Source organism: Massilia pinisoli (assembly GCF_024753285.1).
Lineage (GTDB): Bacteria > Pseudomonadota > Gammaproteobacteria > Burkholderiales > Burkholderiaceae_D > Telluria > Telluria pinisoli.
Genome location: NZ_JANUGW010000006.1, coordinates 234,523 through 249,043 on the forward strand (window position 1 = coordinate 234,523; position 14,521 = coordinate 249,043).

Genomic DNA, 14,521 nt, shown 5'->3' on the forward strand with positions numbered 1-14,521 from the left:
GCGTATCACCGCGTGGACGGCGAGCCGTCCACCCTACGCGTTTGATCAACCATTTTGCTGCTGAGGCTCCTGCTTCAACTCGATCACGCGCGAGCCGCCATTCGGCCCCGGGAACCCTTCGAACGCGCTCTGCACGAGCGCCGGCATCACGACCGGCGTCGACATCTGCCGGCTCACGTTGCGCACGGTGACGTCGAACAGGCGCTTGCCGTCCGCCGCCGATGCGATCGAGATCTGCACCTGGCGGTGGTAGCGGTGCTCCTCCTGCACGTCATACGCGGGGAACGGGCCCCACAGCGGGTCGTAGAACGGGCTGTACCAGCCGCCCCAGTAGCGCCGGCGCCATCCCATGTAGGCGAAGCGGGGCGAGTACATCGGCTCGAACGTGGGATAGATGACCTGCGTGGGCACGTCGATCGTGGAGAAGCGCATCGACACCTTCAGCGCGGGCGCCTGTTGCGACTCGTGAAAGCCGAGGCGGGCAAGCTGGGCGCGCACGAGGTTTTCGTAGCTCTGCAGCTCCAGCGTGTTGTCCTGCGGCGGCGGCGCCTCGAACGCGTAGCTCTTGTCGGGCAGCTGGGCGGGCCATTGGTTGAAGGTCGTGACATCGCTGCGGATCGTCGTCGCACAGCCGCCCAGCAACAGGCTCAGCGATGCGACCGCGGCGATCAAGGTGCGTTTCATGATGGACTCCATCGGTTCGGTATTCCCCTCGTTTCGGATTTCAATCCTGTAATCGGTCTTGTTCAGGAGACCATATTATTCCTGATGCGTGATGTTCGTCGATACATTTACGCGCGGTTACGGCGTGTACATGGCGATACAAAAGAAAGGTGGACGGAGCGCACGCGAAGCTGTTGGTAAAATAAGCATCCCACCAACGGCTTTGCGGACCTGACCATGCGCACCGATACGCCTCAGACCATCTACCGGAAGGATTACACCGCCCCCAGCTATCTGGTCGATACCGTGGAACTCGGCTTCGACCTCGACCCCGCCCGTACCGTCGTCGCGAACCGGATGACGGTGCGCCGCAATCCCGCCAGCGCCCAGCGTGAAATCGAGCTGTACGGCGAAGACATCGAACTGGTGAGCCTGCGCCTGAACGGCCGGACGCTGGGCGAGGGCGACTACGTCATCGAGGGCACCCTGCTGCGCATCCCCAACGCGCCGGAAGAGGCGACGCTGGAAATCGAAACCATTTGCGTTCCGGAAAGCAATACTACACTCAGCGGCCTGTACACGTCCAACGGCAGTTTCTACACGCAGTGCGAGGCCGAAGGATTCCGCCGCATCACCTATTTCCCCGACCGCCCGGACGTGATGGCCCGCTACACCGTGATGCTGCGCGCCGACAAGGACAAGTACCCGGTGCTGCTGTCGAACGGCAACCTGATCGACGAAGGCATTCTCCCGGACGGCCGCCGCTACGCGCTGTGGGAAGATCCGTTCAAGAAGCCGTCGTACCTGTTCGCCCTCGTCGCCGCGCGCATCGTGTGCCAGGAGGAGGATTTCGAACTGGCCGACGGCCGGACGGCGCTGCTGCAGGTCTGGGTGGAAGAGGGCAACCTCGACAAGACGGACTACGCGATGCAGTCGCTGAAGCACAGCATCCGCTGGGACGAAGAGCGCTGGGACCTGGAACTCGACCTCGACCGCTTCATGATCGTCGCCGTGGGCGACTTCAACATGGGGGCGATGGAAAACAAGGGCTTGAACATCTTCAACACGAAGTTCGTGCTCGCGAACCCGCGCGTCGCGACGGACGTCGATTTCCAGGGCATCGAGGCCGTCGTCGGCCACGAATACTTCCACAACTGGACGGGCAACCGCGTCACCTGCCGCGACTGGTTCCAGCTGTCGCTGAAGGAAGGCCTCACGGTGTTCCGCGACCAGGAATTCTCGGCCGACATGATCGGCACGAACACGGGCCGCGCCGTCACCCGGATCGACCAGGTGCGCACGTTGCGCCAGGCCCAGTTCCCGGAAGACGCCGGCCCGATGGCGCACCCGGTTCGTCCCGACTCCTTCGTCGAGATCAATAATTTTTATACGGTGACCGTGTACGAGAAGGGCGCCGAAGTCGTGCGCATGTACCAGACCCTGCTGGGCCGCGACGGCTTCCGCAAAGGCATGGACCTGTACTTCGAGCGCCACGACGGCCAGGCCGTCACGTGCGACGACTTCCGCCTCGCGATGGCCGATGCGAACGGCCGCGACCTGACCTTGTTCGAGCGCTGGTACAGCCAGGCCGGCACGCCCGTCGTCCAGGCCGAGACCCGCTGGGACGAGGCGGCGCGCACGTACACGCTGCGCCTCGTGCAGAGCTGCCCGCCGACGCCGGGCCAGCCGGAGAAGCTGCCGTTCCACATTCCCGTCGCCGTGGGCCTGCTGGGCCGGGACGGCCGCGACCTGCCGCTGACGGTCGACGGCAAAGACCATGGCACGACGGCAGTGCTGGAACTGACGGAAGCGGACCAGACATTCACGTTCACGAACGTGGCGGAGCAGCCGACGCCGTCGATCCTGCGCGATTTTTCCGCGCCCGTGATCCTGAAATACGGCTACAACGACGCCGAACTGGTCCACCTGTTCAGCCACGACAGCGACCCCGTCAACCGTTGGGAAGCGGGCCAGCGCCTCGCGATGAGCCGCCTGCTGAAACTGTCCGGCCAGGTCGCGGCTGCCGGCAATGCCGATCCGAAGCTGGACGTGGACGACGTGTTCATCGACGCCATGCGCAAGATCCTCGCCGACGACACGCTCGACCCGGCCTTCCGCGAACAGGCGCTACTGTTGCCGTCGGAAACGATGATTGCGGACCAGCTGGACGTCGTCGATCCGCTCGCGATCCACACGGCGCGCCAGTTCGTTCGCGCCGCCATCGGCACCCGGCTGCGCGGCGAACTGGAGGCCCAGTACGACGCCAACCAGACGCCGGGCGAGTACAGCCCGGACGCGGCATCGATCGGCAAGCGCGCGCTGAAGAATCTGGCGCTGGCCTATCTGTGCGCGGCGCCGGACGACGCCAGTCTCGACCTGGCGCGGCGCCAGTTCGACGGCGCCACGAACATGACGGACCGCGCGGCCGCGCTGTCCGCGCTCGTGCATGCGCGCGCGCCCGCGGCCGGCGATGCCCTGCAGCGCTTCTACGACGAATTCCAGGGCGAGCCGCTGGTCGTCGACAAGTGGTTCGCGATGCAGGCGTCCGCCCCGACGACGGACGTGAACCGCGTGCGCGACCTCATGACGCACAAGGCCTTTACCTTGCGCAATCCGAACCGCGCGCGCAGCCTCGTGTCGACGTTCTGCGCTGGCAATCCGGTGGGCTTCCACGCGCCGGACGGCAGCGGCTACGCGTTCTGGGCCGAGCAGGTGATCGCGCTCGACGCGCTGAACCCGCAGGTAGCCAGCCGCCTGGCCCGCGCGATGGACCGCTGGCGCCGCTACACGCCCGATTTGCAAGCCCAGATGAAGCGGGCGCTGCAGCAGGTGGCGGGGCAGGCAAAGCTGTCGAACGACGTGCGCGAGGTGGTGAGCAAGGCCCTTGCCAATTAAACGATTCCCACAAACTGAAGGAAGTCCATGAAACGAGTCAGCCTGACGCAATACCTCGTCGAGGAACAGCGTCTCCACAGCAACATCCCCGCATCGCTGCGCCTCTTGATCGAGGTGGTGGCGCGCGCCTGCAAGACCATTTCCCACTCGGTCGGCAAGGGCGCGCTCGGCGACATCCTCGGCAGCGCGAACACGGAGAACATCCAGGGCGAAGTGCAGAAGAAACTCGACGTGATTTCCAACGAGATCCTGCTCGAGGCCAATGAATGGGGCGGCCACTTGGCGGCGATGGCGTCGGAAGAGATGGAATCGATCCATCCGATCCCGAATCGCTACCCGATGGGCGAATACATGCTGCTGTTCGACCCGCTGGACGGCTCGTCGAACATCGACGTCAACGTCTCGATCGGCACCATCTTCTCCGTGCTGAAGGCGCCGGAAGGCATGACGCAGCCGACGGAAGCCGACTTCATGCAGGCCGGCAGCCAGCAGGTCGCGGCCGGCTATGCCGTGTACGGCCCGCAGACGATGCTCGTGCTCACCACCGGCAACGGCGTCAACTGCTTCACCCTGGACCGCGAGATGGGCTCCTGGGTGCTGACGCAGAAGGACATGCAGATTCCGGAAGAGACGAAGGAGTTCGCCATCAACATGTCGAACCAGCGCCACTGGCATCCGCCCGTCACGCGTTACGTCGACGAAATGTTGGCCGGCAAGACCGGTCCCCGCGGCAAGGATTTCAATATGCGCTGGATCGCGTCGATGGTGGCCGACGTGCACCGCATCCTGAACCGCGGCGGCATCTTCATGTACCCGGCCGACCAGCGCGACCCGTCGCAGCCGGGCAAGCTGCGCCTGATGTACGAGGCGAACCCGATGGCGTTCATCGTCGAGCAGGCGGGCGGCGCCGCGACGGACGGCCGCCAGCGCATCCTCGACATCGCGCCGCAAAAGCTGCACCAGCGCGTGCCCGTGTTCCTGGGCTCGAAGAGCGAAGTGGAGCGCGTGACGAGCTACCACCAGGAATGATTTTGGCCTGTCCTGCATAAAATTGCCGAGTCGGACTAGCAAGTTTGCGAAGTTGTTGTTAGAATGCGGGCTCCTTCGCGCTGCAGCTCATCTGGATGAGCAAGCAAGCGATGGCCTTCGGGCCGCCAGCAGTCTGATGGCAGGTAATGCAGGCACAGGTTAAACGGTAGTACAGGTTTAGCCGCTGTAGCTCAGTCGGTAGAGCAGCGCATTCGTAATCGGAGCGCTGCTTTAAGGATCCAGAGCAAAACAGTAAGCAGAACAAGGCTTTAGGGCCGCCAGCAGTCTGATGGCAAGGTAGTGCAGACACAGGTTAAACAAGTTTCTAGGTTTAGCCGCTGTAGCTCAGTCGGTAGAGCAGCGCATTCGTAATGCGAAGGTCACCAGTTCGATTCCGGTCAGCGGCACCAAAACAGTGAGAAGGGCCACCCAGCAGGGTGGCCCTTTTTGCTTCCGAAGAGCTGATGGAACGCTTATTTGTTGGCAATTTTGTATGAAAGACTGCTAATATCCTAGCGGAAAGGGTGTTTTCATGAATGCCCTATGAAGGATCAGTAACCGAGAAAAAAATGGCTCAGCCCGACTTTCCAGCTCTGTTGCAGCCTGGTTTGCACAACATGACCCTCCCTGAGTTACACGCGTTAGCCGTTGCACCGTTCGAAGCTGATCAGCGGCGCCATGAACTCTACGAGCGTCTCCTCGCTTGGGTTGGCGCACTCCAAGGTTTAGGTTTAGGTGGTACGCTATGGCTAGATGGGTCTTTTCTGACGCAGAAGCCTAGGCCGGGAGACATTGACTGCGTACTCTGGAGCCCGTATTGGGTGAACGGCAACGCGAACACTAACCCAGCCGTGCAACAGCAGATATCGCATTTGTTTGATCACGCGGCAGCGGAGAGCCTCTTCAATCTTGACCTTTATGTTGAGATGCCGGCACAAGATGAGGTTTTTCATCGTGAGGCATACTGGCGGGGTGTTTTGGGGTTTAGTCATGACAGAATTACGGCGAAAGGTTTCGCGGAGGTGAACATATGAGCACCAAATTCCTGCGTGAGCACGCTGACTCGCTGTCTGAACATGCGAAGCAAACTGCAGAGCGTGCTCGTGCTAATCCTGATGACTTTCTCCTTCAATTAGCCGCGAAAAACCAGGATCAGTTTGCTCAAAGCGTAAAGCATGAGCTTCTAATCGAAGAAGCGGCCGAAGCCGGAGAACTTGTAGATCTTCGCCTCATTGGTCCCCGAGCAAACGGCAGCATCTCGCTCGATTGGTTTATTGCAGCGATGGAGCCCTTATCCAAAGCCTGGAAGCTCGCTGCACATAGATTGCGTTATGGAAACGAGGCTGGACGCGGCGTTGGCCAAGATGTAGTAAGTGCCCTCAATTTAAAGCTTGCGGGGCTTAGTTATGGGTCCACGCGTATTTTCGTCACCGGTAATGCGTTACCTGACCTAACGGGAGAAAGTCTGCTTCAGGCCACCCTCACGCAGACGTTTCGTCTTCTGAATTCGCATCAAGACGAGTTTTATGACGCGGTTGATGCAGTTGGAGGAAAGTCTGCTCATCAGCTTAGCGAGTTTATGAGGGTATTGGATGGTGCAGGGTTAGCTGCGCAGTTTACTTGGCAGTCTTCCCGCGGACGGCAATTTTGGGAGGGCTGTCCAGACGAAATAACCCGTATCCGTTCATTGTTGGACACTATTCGTGAACCAGAACGGTATGAAGAAATTTTGTTGGGTAGTGTCGCCAGCATCACCGATACTGGACGGCTTGATATTCGTACTGATGATGGTAAAATTTCTATCAGATTCCCGCTTAGTTTAACCGACCAAGTGCAGCGCCTGACAATCACCTCGATGGCACGTATTAAGGTCGAGACGGCTAAATATTGGGATTCCGTTGCTAGGAAAGACATCTATAAGCGACAGCTTATAGCTGTTGAGTAAGGTACCCAAAATAGCTGTCAAAGGACATTGAGCCAAATGCGCAAAAAAGGGCCACCTTAACGGTGGCCTTTTTCATAATCGCTTCGGAAACGATTAGTCTTTGTTAGAGAACACTAGAGTTGCTGCTGAACGTTCCGTCACCGGGCGCTGACGCCCAGGTACCTGAGCCCCATCCTTACGCATTTTGCACGCATACCATCTGACTGACTTAGGGGTGGTCTGCGCACCTAAGATTTGGGTATTGACCATCTCGGCGATAACAACATATGGATAGCCCGCGGCATCAAGCAGAAGCTCGCGTGCGAGGCGTCCGATGCCCCTGCCAATTGGCTTCTTTTTGGCTTCCGATAGCTCGGCTATTGTCTCGGTGGTCTTGACCTGCTGCCGGACATCTTGCTCGGCCAGATCGTTCGTTGTGGCTGGACAGAGCGCGGCGAGGTCGATGTTGCTGACTGCGGCGAGGGCCTCTATCCGAGCGATTAGCTTAGCCTTAGTGGCGAATGACTTCGGTCCGGCCGATGTCTGTGCAATTGAGTTGTGTAGGGCCAAGAGTGACTTTGTGCTCATCCCCTGCAGATTCATAATGCTCTCCCTTGTGGTTGACGGGTGAAAACATTAGGTCATGTTTTGCTGGATTTGGGAGCGCTCTGTTATTGAAAATATGGGTGGTGACCTCAAGTGCAGTTTTCGCCTGCGCAGGTGGCGGTATCGATAAATTTTCATGGAGAAATTTATGAGTACTTTTTCCCGTATTATGGCCAACCCAACTGGTATGGCGCGCTTAGTAACGAACTATGCTCGAGTTAAGGAACTCCAGCAAAAAATGTCACTTGACGACATTGCTGACGTTTTTGACGAAGACCGAAGAGAACTTAAAACATTTGTTGAGTATGCCGATGCATTAGTCTCCGGCGAAAAATCGCTGTCGCTCGACATTACCACCAAGAGTAAAGAGGCATTTGAGCAGGTTGCATCAGCATTGAAGTGATTGCGTACAAACTGTCGATCAGAATGCCAGAAAGGATAAGGGCATGAATTCAAAAGAATTTCATGCCCTTATATCATCGTAAGCACGGCGTAATAACATTAGTCAATAAGTCGTACGCCATTCAATGTGTCAGCCTGACCAATTTTTCTATTTGCCGGGTCATAAAAATAGATATTGCGTGGGGTGCCATGTAGGATCATATCAGTATCAGCGATGGTTCGGATGTACTGTAAACGCTGGTCTGGACTTTCAATATATATCTTCATCTCGACAACTAGGTGCGACCCTTCCTCGTAAATTTTTGAATCCTGCTGGACCATCGCCATCACTTCTTTAGCAGCGGCCGCCTTTGACTGGCCCCACTTTGCTACCGGGTCGTAGGCGGGCTGGTCTACATGACCAGCTGGATTTGGTGGTCTATTGTCTTCCGCAGGGACTTCTGTAAGACGTAGCAGTCCTGATATGCCTACCCCTGCTACTGTCAGCACTGCAAGCCGGCCGTACAAGGGCAGGCGCCAATAGGACCATCTGAGCCGTGTCAGCATCGAGACATTCATAAAGCCTCCCAGTGAACGTTTGCGGTACATGTACCGTGGATCTATGTGCATCATATCGAGAATGATGCATGCGTGCCAAATCTCTCGAAAAATCGGCAGGACCCTGCGCTGACCTCCCTTGGTCAGGCGATCCGCCGTGTACGGCTGGATAAAGGTATATCTCAGGAGAGGCTCGCTTTGTTGGCAGAGCTAGACCGAAGCTACGTTGGACGAGTGGAGCGAGGTGATAACAATGTCGCGCTCCTTACGTTAATAAAGCTAGCCGGTGCATTAGGTATGCACGCCTCAGACCTGCTTTCTGAGGCGAACCTCTGATACTTGATCAGTGGGTAGAGTTTGGTAGGTCCTTGAAACTAAAAGGGATACCTAAAAGGTATCCCCTCGAAGCACGGCCAAGTAACGCTGACTCAACAGATCAGTGCCCTATGGGCCTGCGCAAAGCACAGTTCCTCGGCCCTACGTTTGGTCTCGGGGTCCACGTAGAGATCGAGAACCCTGCAGTAGGGAAGCCCGACCAGCGCAGCGGCTTCGTCGAACTCTTCCGAATCGGGCTTGACGCCTGCTGCTCTAGCGCATGCTTCCAGCGTGCCGAACAAGCCATAACCTTCCTCGGCGAGTGTCATCGTTCTCTGCGCAACAGCCGCAGCTCTCTGTGAGGCCTCATGTACGACGGTGACGCTCTTTCGAGTTATCGAATTCGCGGGGGAGGCGACAGCGCTTCGAGTGCTCGGGCGTCGCGCTAGGATGACGAAAGCTGGTCTAGCGGGTGGCGTTGAGAAGACGGTGAGGGTCGGCCTAGCCATTGTCGCCCTCAGCGATCAGATCATGGTCGATGTCCCGCTCGTACATTGCCAGAGATACGGTGTTGAGTGGATTAGTTTTGCCGGCGTTCCAGGCACGGATGGCCAGAACGATGCCCTGAAGGCGCGCATCGCCCAATTTCAAATACTCCTGCACCTTCAGGTAATCGTCCAGGCGCATCGCCGAGGCCAGCTCGACCGGGCCGACCGGGCGCTCTTTCGTCGGCATGCGGTCCAGCAGGGACAGTACGGCGGCGGCCAGCGGGAAGTTCTTCGTGCTCACTGCAACTTGCGCCATGTGGCCCATCTCGGCATGTCCGGCGAACTGAAGCTGCTGCAGGTACTCGGTGCGCTTGGGTTCACCGAGGGCGGCGCGACTAAGCACCTTGACGGGACTGTCGTAGAACGGGCGCTGGTCGGCTAATTGGTTATGTGCTGGGGCGGCGGCCTTCAGCAAGCTGTCGAGCTCTGCCCTGGAGTTATCCTTGATCTGGCCGATGGCAGCCACGGTCTCGCTCTCGGCGATGCGGACGACGTCGGACGCACTCAGGCTGGCAGCGTTCTTCCAGCGCGTGGCGATCTCGGCCTTGCGGATCGCGACGTCGTGATTCAGGCGCTCGATAGTTTTGAGGACACGGGAGTGGAGGGCGTCCAGGGTGGACGCCAGTTCGCCGATCTGTGCGGGGGACAGCAGTGTGGTTTGGGTGAGTTCAATCTTCATGCTCGTTGGCTCCTTGTGAGGTTTGGGGACCTCCGGCCGCTACGAGCGAATGCATCATGCCTCGATGCGGGTCGACGCCAGTGCCGACCGGATTGACAACATAGTGTCGTGCGGACAATATCGAGAAAACCAGCGTTGGTGTCCTGCTATTGCGAGCCATTGACAGTCAGGCTGCGAAGCAGGCGTATGGCCCGGTCACAGGCAGAGTGATGCGTATGCAAAACTCCGCTAAACTTACCAGTGTTAAAGTCCGCTTCTCATAGGGTTATTGTTAATATTAAGGAAGAAAAATGCGCAAAGAACCATCTGGACACATCTACCGCCATGCAATGCAGTTCTATAAAATGGCAGCTCCAGCTTTTGAAGACAATGCTGTTCTTGAGGAATGTTCAATGGCGGTTGTGTGCAATTTGGCGCTGTGTTGTGAGCTGTTGCTAAAATGCGCTGATGCCGGTGTGGATGTGCCGTCGTACAAAAAGGATGTATTGCTTTCGAATGCGGAAGTATATTCAAATCTAAAGGGTGGCGGTCATGATTTGAAAAAGATGTTTGAACGTATGGATCAGGACATCGCGAAAAGGCTGTCATCTTTGTACTGTGAAGTGACGGGTAAAGACCTAGCTGCTGATCTTGATAAATGCAAAGACTACTTTGTTCACGCGCGCTATGCTTATGAACTGCAGAGTACCCACCCTTACAGCATTTCCGATATAAAAAACCTTGTTGATGGTCTAAATCAGGCACTTTGGAAAGGTTGGGGACCGTCTACATAACTTGTTGGCGCGGCGTATGCTGCCGTCGAAAGGCCATTTTGCAGGCTCAGGTATCTCTCGACGTGCCCGCAAGTCGTTAGCTGCCGTGATTTCCCGTCCCTCCGTACTTGCGCATGTCCTCGTACTCGGCGCTCAGACGCGCCCAAGTGCTGACGTCGAGTCTCGGTATAGGACCGATGCACGTCATCTCGGACGCATGTGCTAATGCGTCGCTTCCCCCGAGCGCAGCCACGGTCTTCGGCGCCGTCTGCTCGAACGCTTTCATGTTGAGTTCGATCTGGCGTGCCCGCTGTAATGCCTGGGCAATAGTCATGTTATTCATTGGCCAGCTTCCTTGCGCTCTGCGTCGCGCTCCTGGTCGAGGGTCTCGGCGTGCCCGGCGTACCTGGACAGCAGCGAGACAAGCTGGTCCCGCTCGGCGCTGGGCATACGCAGCAGGGCTTCTGCGTCCAGGCCAGTCTGCTGGTCTTCCAGCTTCACGCGCAGGCGGTCTGCCATCTGCTCGCCGTATCGGAATTTGAGCATGACCTCCAGGAGCCGGTCCGAGTGTCGCTTCACCGTGAGGGGGCGCTCTTCGCCCGTGCTGGCGTCTTTGGTCATGGCAAGTTGGCCTTGGTAGACCACAGGCTCGTCCACGCCGATGACAGCGCGTCGGTAGGCCTCGTCTAGGACAGCGTCCAGGGCTACCTCGACGGACTTCTCCCAGCGGCTGCGAAACTCAGGGTCTTCCTTCTTGTATTCGAATGCGAGGCGACGGGAGATGCCGCATACCTGAGCCGCCTGCTTCGGCGACGCGGTGTCCTCCAGTACCTGAAGGAACAGCTCCTGCACCTCGGGCGTAAACTTCTTAGCGGCCATGGCCAGCTCCCGAAAAATGGTGTTGAACTTGATCGTGCCGTGTTAGCGCGCGGGGGCATGCCATTGTTTCTTCATGCGGATCAAGCGCTTAGGGTCAGGTGACCTTCGAATCACCGATTAGAGGGTCGGGCACTACGCGCGTGAGAGAGAGGTCGGGCGCGCTTCGCGGCGCCAGTCAGGCCCGGTTTCCCGCAATCGTTGCCATGCCTGCCGCGGTCGCCCAGGGTCTTGGCACGTCAGAGCCGTTGTTGTCCCTCGTTGTCGTGCCCAATCGAGCAAAAGGGATGCGTCGTAAGGCTTGTTACTCTGTTGCTGCTGTTGCGCTCGATTCGCTATAAACCTTCCGATGACTACCGTCGCATGTTCGGGTTTTTGTCAAACAGGCTTATTTTTCAGCTTTTAAGAAAGTAAGAGCAACAAGAGCAACAGCACAACAAGCCTTGATCTGTAAGGCTTTCGGGCACCGCCCCTGCTGCCTGTGGAGAGCAGCAAGAGCAGCGCGTAGCCGAGGTCCGCTATTGGCGGAGGTAGCCGCGCCCCTGTTTGCCTTCGGGACCAGCACGTAGATTGGCCTTGTGCTTCCAGCCAAGATGCTTCTCCATGACCACCTTCAGGCGCTGGGTGTGCTCAGGGCGCTGGTCGCCAGGGCGAATGCTGAGCGCTTCGCTGAGTAGCGTGGCCGAGTGCACTCGGTCAGGCGGCTCGACCTCCACGATCTCCTTGCCGTCCCAGTTCGTCGAGCGATCCAGGTAGGCGCGAACAATGTCCACCCACGGGTCGTCAGCAACCCGCTCCTCCTGCTCGACGGCCGCGACGCCCCAGAGCTCCTGCGGCAGCAGAAGCGATTCGCCCAGTGCCTCCCTGGCCGCAGCCTCTGCCCATAGCTGGTCGCGATCAGCCAAGAGTGCGTCTAGGTCGATCGTGTTGACCTTCACGGGCCAGAAACGGCGGTTACCTGTCTGGTCCTTGAGGTAGCTCGCCTGGTTAGTGGTCCCGATGAAGATGCACTGGCGGCGCAATTCCTCATGCAGTCGGCCATACGGGCGGCGAACGTGGTCGATACTGCTCGATACGAATGCCTTGAGGGCCTCGACGCCCGATTTGGACAGGACGGACATTTCCCCCAGTTCGATGATCCAGCGGCCTTGCAGAGACAGCGGGGCATCCTTCGATTCGGTGTTCCCAATCGGAGAATCTGAGAACCACTCAATGTTGGGCGACAGCGACTTCACGAACGAACTCTTTCCGCAGCCCTGGGAGCCTTCCAGCACGATAACGTTATCGAACTTGCAGCCGGGCTGCCGGACCCGACGGACCGCCGCAATCAGTACCTTGGCGCCGATCGCCCGAACGTAGGAATTATCCGTGGCGCCAGCATACTTCACCAGCAGCGTGTCGATGCGAGGCACGCCGTCCCAGGTCAAGCTGGAAAGATAGTCGCGCACCGGGTGTACCGGATTGTCGCGGGCAAGGGTCAGGACAGCTTCTAGCACGTCCTCCTTACTCCAGTTCATGTCGGTGATCTCGACCAGATATTGGCGGATGCGGCGCACCACATCGTCATCTAGCCTGCGTCCCACATCGACACTCCAAGGGAGCCTCGCGGCAACGAGATGGACTCCGCAGCCGAATTCGTCGTAGATCAGCCCCAGCTGACTGTTGATGTGCCTTACCAGCTTAAGGCAGTTGGGAAAGCTGCTTTCGGGCTTGCCGTTCTTCATCCGGCGCAGAGTCGGCAACTGGTCGTCTTCTTCAACGAAAACTACCTCGAAGTCGTCCTCCGGGGCTACGCGCGCCACCTTGCCGCCGTGCTCCTGCACCACCTTGTGCAGGTACCTTACTGTCACCGGCCTGGTCGAGGTCGACGTGTGTAGCGAGTCCCAGCGGCGTCCGATGATCCAGCCGTCGTCCGCGTACTTGTCGTCGCCAGTGGACCAGTCGATGAATTCCTGGCGTCCCTCGCCGGCCGTCGCATGGTGGCAGGCCATCATCAGGTTGAGCCACTCGTCGTGGTCCTGGAAATCTTCCGGGTCGAGCTGCTCGAGCGTCTCCGCGAGCATCTCAGGCGTCAGCTCGCCGAGTCCGGCAGCGTCTCTGTACGCTCGGGTCGGGCGCCGGATCAGCCTGAGCAGCGAGTCGGGCAACATCGGCATCTCGCCTAGGGAAGGCGCGAAGTCGTCCCACTCATAGTGCCGGCCGCACGGGTGCACGGACCCGGCCGCGACAACCTGCCTGCCGTACGACTTAAACTCGATGCCAGGGAAGTCGTGCAGCGAGTCAAGCAGGGAGACGTCGGCTGGCTTGCGGAACCAGAAGTGGTCGCCGCCAGAACCTGTGATCGTATGGGGCGCAGTAGACAGATCCAGTCCCGTGGAGGCGACGAATTTGGCTAAGCAGTCGATAGGCTTGCCCGCGTCGTCAGCGCCGAAATTGCGGGGGTCTACGTCCAGCACCATTACCTCGGCCGAGAGGCGCACGCCGACGTTGGTGTTGAACCTCGCGGCCTTCTCGACGACCTGCCGGCTGTCATAATCCTTAGTGGACCAGGCCTTGTCTCGCGGACTCTTGCCCCGCGGCTTGCCCTTCATGTCAGTCGCGTCGTAGCGGTGGAGCGGGATCAATTGCAGGCCGTTCTTGATGTAGGTCTCCAGGTCGTGCGGACGGATGACCCTGGCCGTTACGGAGAATGATGGCGTCGCGCGAGGGGACGAGGTGGCATCATTGACGTCGTAAGCTTCGACGCGAGCCTCCTCTTCCTTGCATCGCTCTTTGCGCCCTCGGTCTTGTCCACCGTGGGCGTTTTCTTTTTCGACCATGGTTATGCCTCCTTAGTTGCGAGGCCACGGGAGGCGAGCATGGCCGCAGCTGCACGCTGGACGCCTTCGCCCATACCCTGTCCCTGCGCGTAGGCTCGCAGATCTTTCAAGCGGTAGCGGATCAGCTTCGGACCCACGCGGACGAACTCTGGGCCGCCGCCGTGGCAGCGGTACCAGGATAAGGTGTGGTACTTGAGACGCAGGAAGACTGCGGCCTCTTGGGCGGTCAGCAAAGCTTCATCTGGAAGTTGGTGCAGCTCGGCCAACTCGGCGGGGGTGAGTCTCTTCGGTTCGTATGCCATCTCAGCGGCTCCAGTTGGGATTTCCCGACGCAGCAAGTCACCGCGCGGAGACATCCACAGCCGACTGCCGCAGATCGGACCCAGAACCCCGTTGTCATCCGGGGAGAGTCTCGGCTGTTTAGGCCACCGAAAGCCGAACGTCGGCTGTTGACGCCGACGAGACATATATTGTCA

16 protein-coding genes and 1 tRNA gene are annotated in these 14,521 nt (G+C 58.8%); 8 read left to right on the forward strand and 9 right to left on the reverse strand.

What is annotated here, in order from left to right; translation table 11 throughout:
- Positions 1-45: 45 nt before the first annotated feature.
- Positions 46-684, reverse strand: a complete 639-nt coding sequence (locus NX784_RS10970) for a DUF4136 domain-containing protein (RefSeq protein WP_258816684.1) — start codon at positions 682-684, stop codon at positions 46-48.
- Positions 685-900: 216 nt separating this feature from the next.
- Between NX784_RS10970 and pepN the strand changes: the two genes are divergently transcribed.
- The 5 genes from pepN to NX784_RS10995 all read left to right on the forward strand — a co-directional run bounded on the left by pepN (position 901) and on the right by NX784_RS10995 (position 6,532).
- The gene (gene pepN, locus NX784_RS10975) at positions 901-3,558 is read left to right on the forward strand and encodes an aminopeptidase N (RefSeq protein ID WP_258816685.1); all 2,658 of its coding nucleotides are present in this window, start codon (positions 901-903) and stop codon (positions 3,556-3,558) included.
- A 27-nt stretch (positions 3,559-3,585) separates the two neighbouring features.
- Positions 3,586-4,587 carry a class 1 fructose-bisphosphatase gene (locus NX784_RS10980; protein ID WP_166864320.1) on the forward strand — a complete coding sequence of 334 codons (1,002 nt, stop codon included), beginning with the start codon at positions 3,586-3,588 and terminating at the stop codon, positions 4,585-4,587.
- A 334-nt stretch (positions 4,588-4,921) separates the two neighbouring features.
- Positions 4,922-4,997: transfer RNA gene (locus NX784_RS10985), tRNA-Thr, on the forward strand.
- 159 nt (positions 4,998-5,156) lie between these two features.
- Positions 5,157-5,621 (forward strand): DUF6932 family protein, encoded by a 465-nt coding sequence (locus NX784_RS10990; RefSeq protein ID WP_258816686.1) that lies wholly within the window; start codon positions 5,157-5,159, stop codon positions 5,619-5,621.
- Positions 5,618-6,532: a hypothetical protein gene (locus NX784_RS10995; protein ID WP_258816687.1), complete on the forward strand. Its 915-nt coding sequence runs from the start codon at positions 5,618-5,620 to the stop codon at positions 6,530-6,532. The genes NX784_RS10990 and NX784_RS10995 overlap by 4 nt, the downstream gene beginning before the upstream one ends.
- Positions 6,533-6,625: 93 nt before the next feature.
- On the opposite strand, the gene NX784_RS11000 is transcribed toward NX784_RS10995, so the two are convergent.
- Positions 6,626-7,114: a hypothetical protein gene (locus NX784_RS11000; RefSeq protein WP_258816689.1), complete on the reverse strand. Its 489-nt coding sequence runs from the start codon at positions 7,112-7,114 to the stop codon at positions 6,626-6,628.
- Positions 7,115-7,265: 151 nt separating this feature from the next.
- Here NX784_RS11000 and NX784_RS11005 point away from each other — a divergent pair, with 151 nt between their 5' ends.
- On the forward strand, positions 7,266-7,520 hold the full coding sequence (locus tag NX784_RS11005) for a hypothetical protein (protein ID WP_258816690.1): 255 nt from the start codon (positions 7,266-7,268) through the stop codon (positions 7,518-7,520).
- Between the two features lie 98 nt (positions 7,521-7,618).
- Here the strand turns inward: NX784_RS11005 and NX784_RS11010 are convergent, their stop codons facing one another.
- On the reverse strand, positions 7,619-8,077 hold the full coding sequence (locus NX784_RS11010) for a hypothetical protein (RefSeq protein ID WP_258816691.1): 459 nt from the start codon (positions 8,075-8,077) through the stop codon (positions 7,619-7,621).
- Positions 8,078-8,149: 72 nt separating this feature from the next.
- Between NX784_RS11010 and NX784_RS11015 the strand changes: the two genes are divergently transcribed.
- Entirely contained in the window at positions 8,150-8,392 is a 243-nt protein-coding gene (locus tag NX784_RS11015; RefSeq protein ID WP_258816753.1) for a helix-turn-helix domain-containing protein, read from the forward strand.
- Between the two features lie 92 nt (positions 8,393-8,484).
- Here the strand turns inward: NX784_RS11015 and NX784_RS11020 are convergent, their stop codons facing one another.
- Together NX784_RS11020 and NX784_RS11025 are read right to left on the reverse strand one after the other, a co-directional pair.
- On the reverse strand, positions 8,485-8,700 hold the full coding sequence (locus NX784_RS11020; RefSeq protein ID WP_258816692.1) for a hypothetical protein: 216 nt from the start codon (positions 8,698-8,700) through the stop codon (positions 8,485-8,487).
- Between the two features lie 172 nt (positions 8,701-8,872).
- Positions 8,873-9,598, reverse strand: a complete 726-nt coding sequence (locus NX784_RS11025; RefSeq protein ID WP_258816693.1) for a hypothetical protein — start codon at positions 9,596-9,598, stop codon at positions 8,873-8,875.
- Positions 9,599-9,888: 290 nt separating this feature from the next.
- On the opposite strand from NX784_RS11025, the gene NX784_RS11030 reads away from it, so the two are divergent.
- Positions 9,889-10,371, forward strand: coding sequence for a hypothetical protein (locus NX784_RS11030; RefSeq protein WP_258816694.1), 483 nt, complete (start codon positions 9,889-9,891; stop codon positions 10,369-10,371).
- A gap of 76 nt (positions 10,372-10,447) precedes the next feature.
- On the opposite strand, the gene NX784_RS11035 is transcribed toward NX784_RS11030, so the two are convergent.
- The 4 genes from NX784_RS11035 to NX784_RS11050 all read right to left on the reverse strand — a co-directional run bounded on the left by NX784_RS11035 (position 10,448) and on the right by NX784_RS11050 (position 14,347).
- Entirely contained in the window at positions 10,448-10,693 is a 246-nt protein-coding gene (locus tag NX784_RS11035) for a hypothetical protein (RefSeq protein WP_258816695.1), read from the reverse strand.
- Positions 10,690-11,229, reverse strand: a complete 540-nt coding sequence (locus tag NX784_RS11040) for a hypothetical protein (RefSeq protein WP_258816696.1) — start codon at positions 11,227-11,229, stop codon at positions 10,690-10,692. The genes NX784_RS11035 and NX784_RS11040 overlap by 4 nt, the downstream gene beginning before the upstream one ends.
- 515 nt (positions 11,230-11,744) lie before the next feature.
- A complete protein-coding gene (locus NX784_RS11045) occupies positions 11,745-14,045 on the reverse strand; it encodes a VapE domain-containing protein (RefSeq protein ID WP_258816697.1) in 2,301 nt (766 codons plus the stop codon).
- Between the two features lie 2 nt (positions 14,046-14,047).
- Positions 14,048-14,347 carry a helix-turn-helix transcriptional regulator gene (locus NX784_RS11050; RefSeq protein ID WP_258816698.1) on the reverse strand — a complete coding sequence of 100 codons (300 nt, stop codon included), beginning with the start codon at positions 14,345-14,347 and terminating at the stop codon, positions 14,048-14,050.
- Between the last annotated feature and the right edge of the window lie 174 nt (positions 14,348-14,521).

What these genes read in the sequence shown, in the direction of transcription:
- NX784_RS11040 (WP_258816696.1), bottom strand. Translation starts at nt 11,229, where the DNA reads ATGGCCGCTAAGAAGTTTACGCCCGAGGTGCAGGAGCTGTTCCTTCAG.
- NX784_RS11010 (WP_258816691.1), bottom strand. Translation starts at nt 8,077, where the DNA reads ATGAATGTCTCGATGCTGACACGGCTCAGATGGTCCTATTGGCGCCTG.
- NX784_RS11030 (WP_258816694.1), top strand. Translation starts at nt 9,889, where the DNA reads ATGCGCAAAGAACCATCTGGACACATCTACCGCCATGCAATGCAGTTC.
- pepN (WP_258816685.1), top strand. Translation starts at nt 901, where the DNA reads ATGCGCACCGATACGCCTCAGACCATCTACCGGAAGGATTACACCGCC.
- NX784_RS11045 (WP_258816697.1), bottom strand. Translation starts at nt 14,045, where the DNA reads ATGGTCGAAAAAGAAAACGCCCACGGTGGACAAGACCGAGGGCGCAAA.
- NX784_RS11000 (WP_258816689.1), bottom strand. Translation starts at nt 7,114, where the DNA reads ATGAATCTGCAGGGGATGAGCACAAAGTCACTCTTGGCCCTACACAAC.
- NX784_RS11035 (WP_258816695.1), bottom strand. Translation starts at nt 10,693, where the DNA reads ATGAATAACATGACTATTGCCCAGGCATTACAGCGGGCACGCCAGATC.
- NX784_RS11025 (WP_258816693.1), bottom strand. Translation starts at nt 9,598, where the DNA reads ATGAAGATTGAACTCACCCAAACCACACTGCTGTCCCCCGCACAGATC.
- NX784_RS10990 (WP_258816686.1), top strand. Translation starts at nt 5,157, where the DNA reads ATGGCTCAGCCCGACTTTCCAGCTCTGTTGCAGCCTGGTTTGCACAAC.
- NX784_RS10970 (WP_258816684.1), bottom strand. Translation starts at nt 684, where the DNA reads ATGAAACGCACCTTGATCGCCGCGGTCGCATCGCTGAGCCTGTTGCTG.
- NX784_RS11020 (WP_258816692.1), bottom strand. Translation starts at nt 8,700, where the DNA reads ATGACACTCGCCGAGGAAGGTTATGGCTTGTTCGGCACGCTGGAAGCA.
- NX784_RS11050 (WP_258816698.1), bottom strand. Translation starts at nt 14,347, where the DNA reads ATGGCATACGAACCGAAGAGACTCACCCCCGCCGAGTTGGCCGAGCTG.
- NX784_RS11005 (WP_258816690.1), top strand. Translation starts at nt 7,266, where the DNA reads ATGAGTACTTTTTCCCGTATTATGGCCAACCCAACTGGTATGGCGCGC.
- NX784_RS10980 (WP_166864320.1), top strand. Translation starts at nt 3,586, where the DNA reads ATGAAACGAGTCAGCCTGACGCAATACCTCGTCGAGGAACAGCGTCTC.
- NX784_RS10995 (WP_258816687.1), top strand. Translation starts at nt 5,618, where the DNA reads ATGAGCACCAAATTCCTGCGTGAGCACGCTGACTCGCTGTCTGAACAT.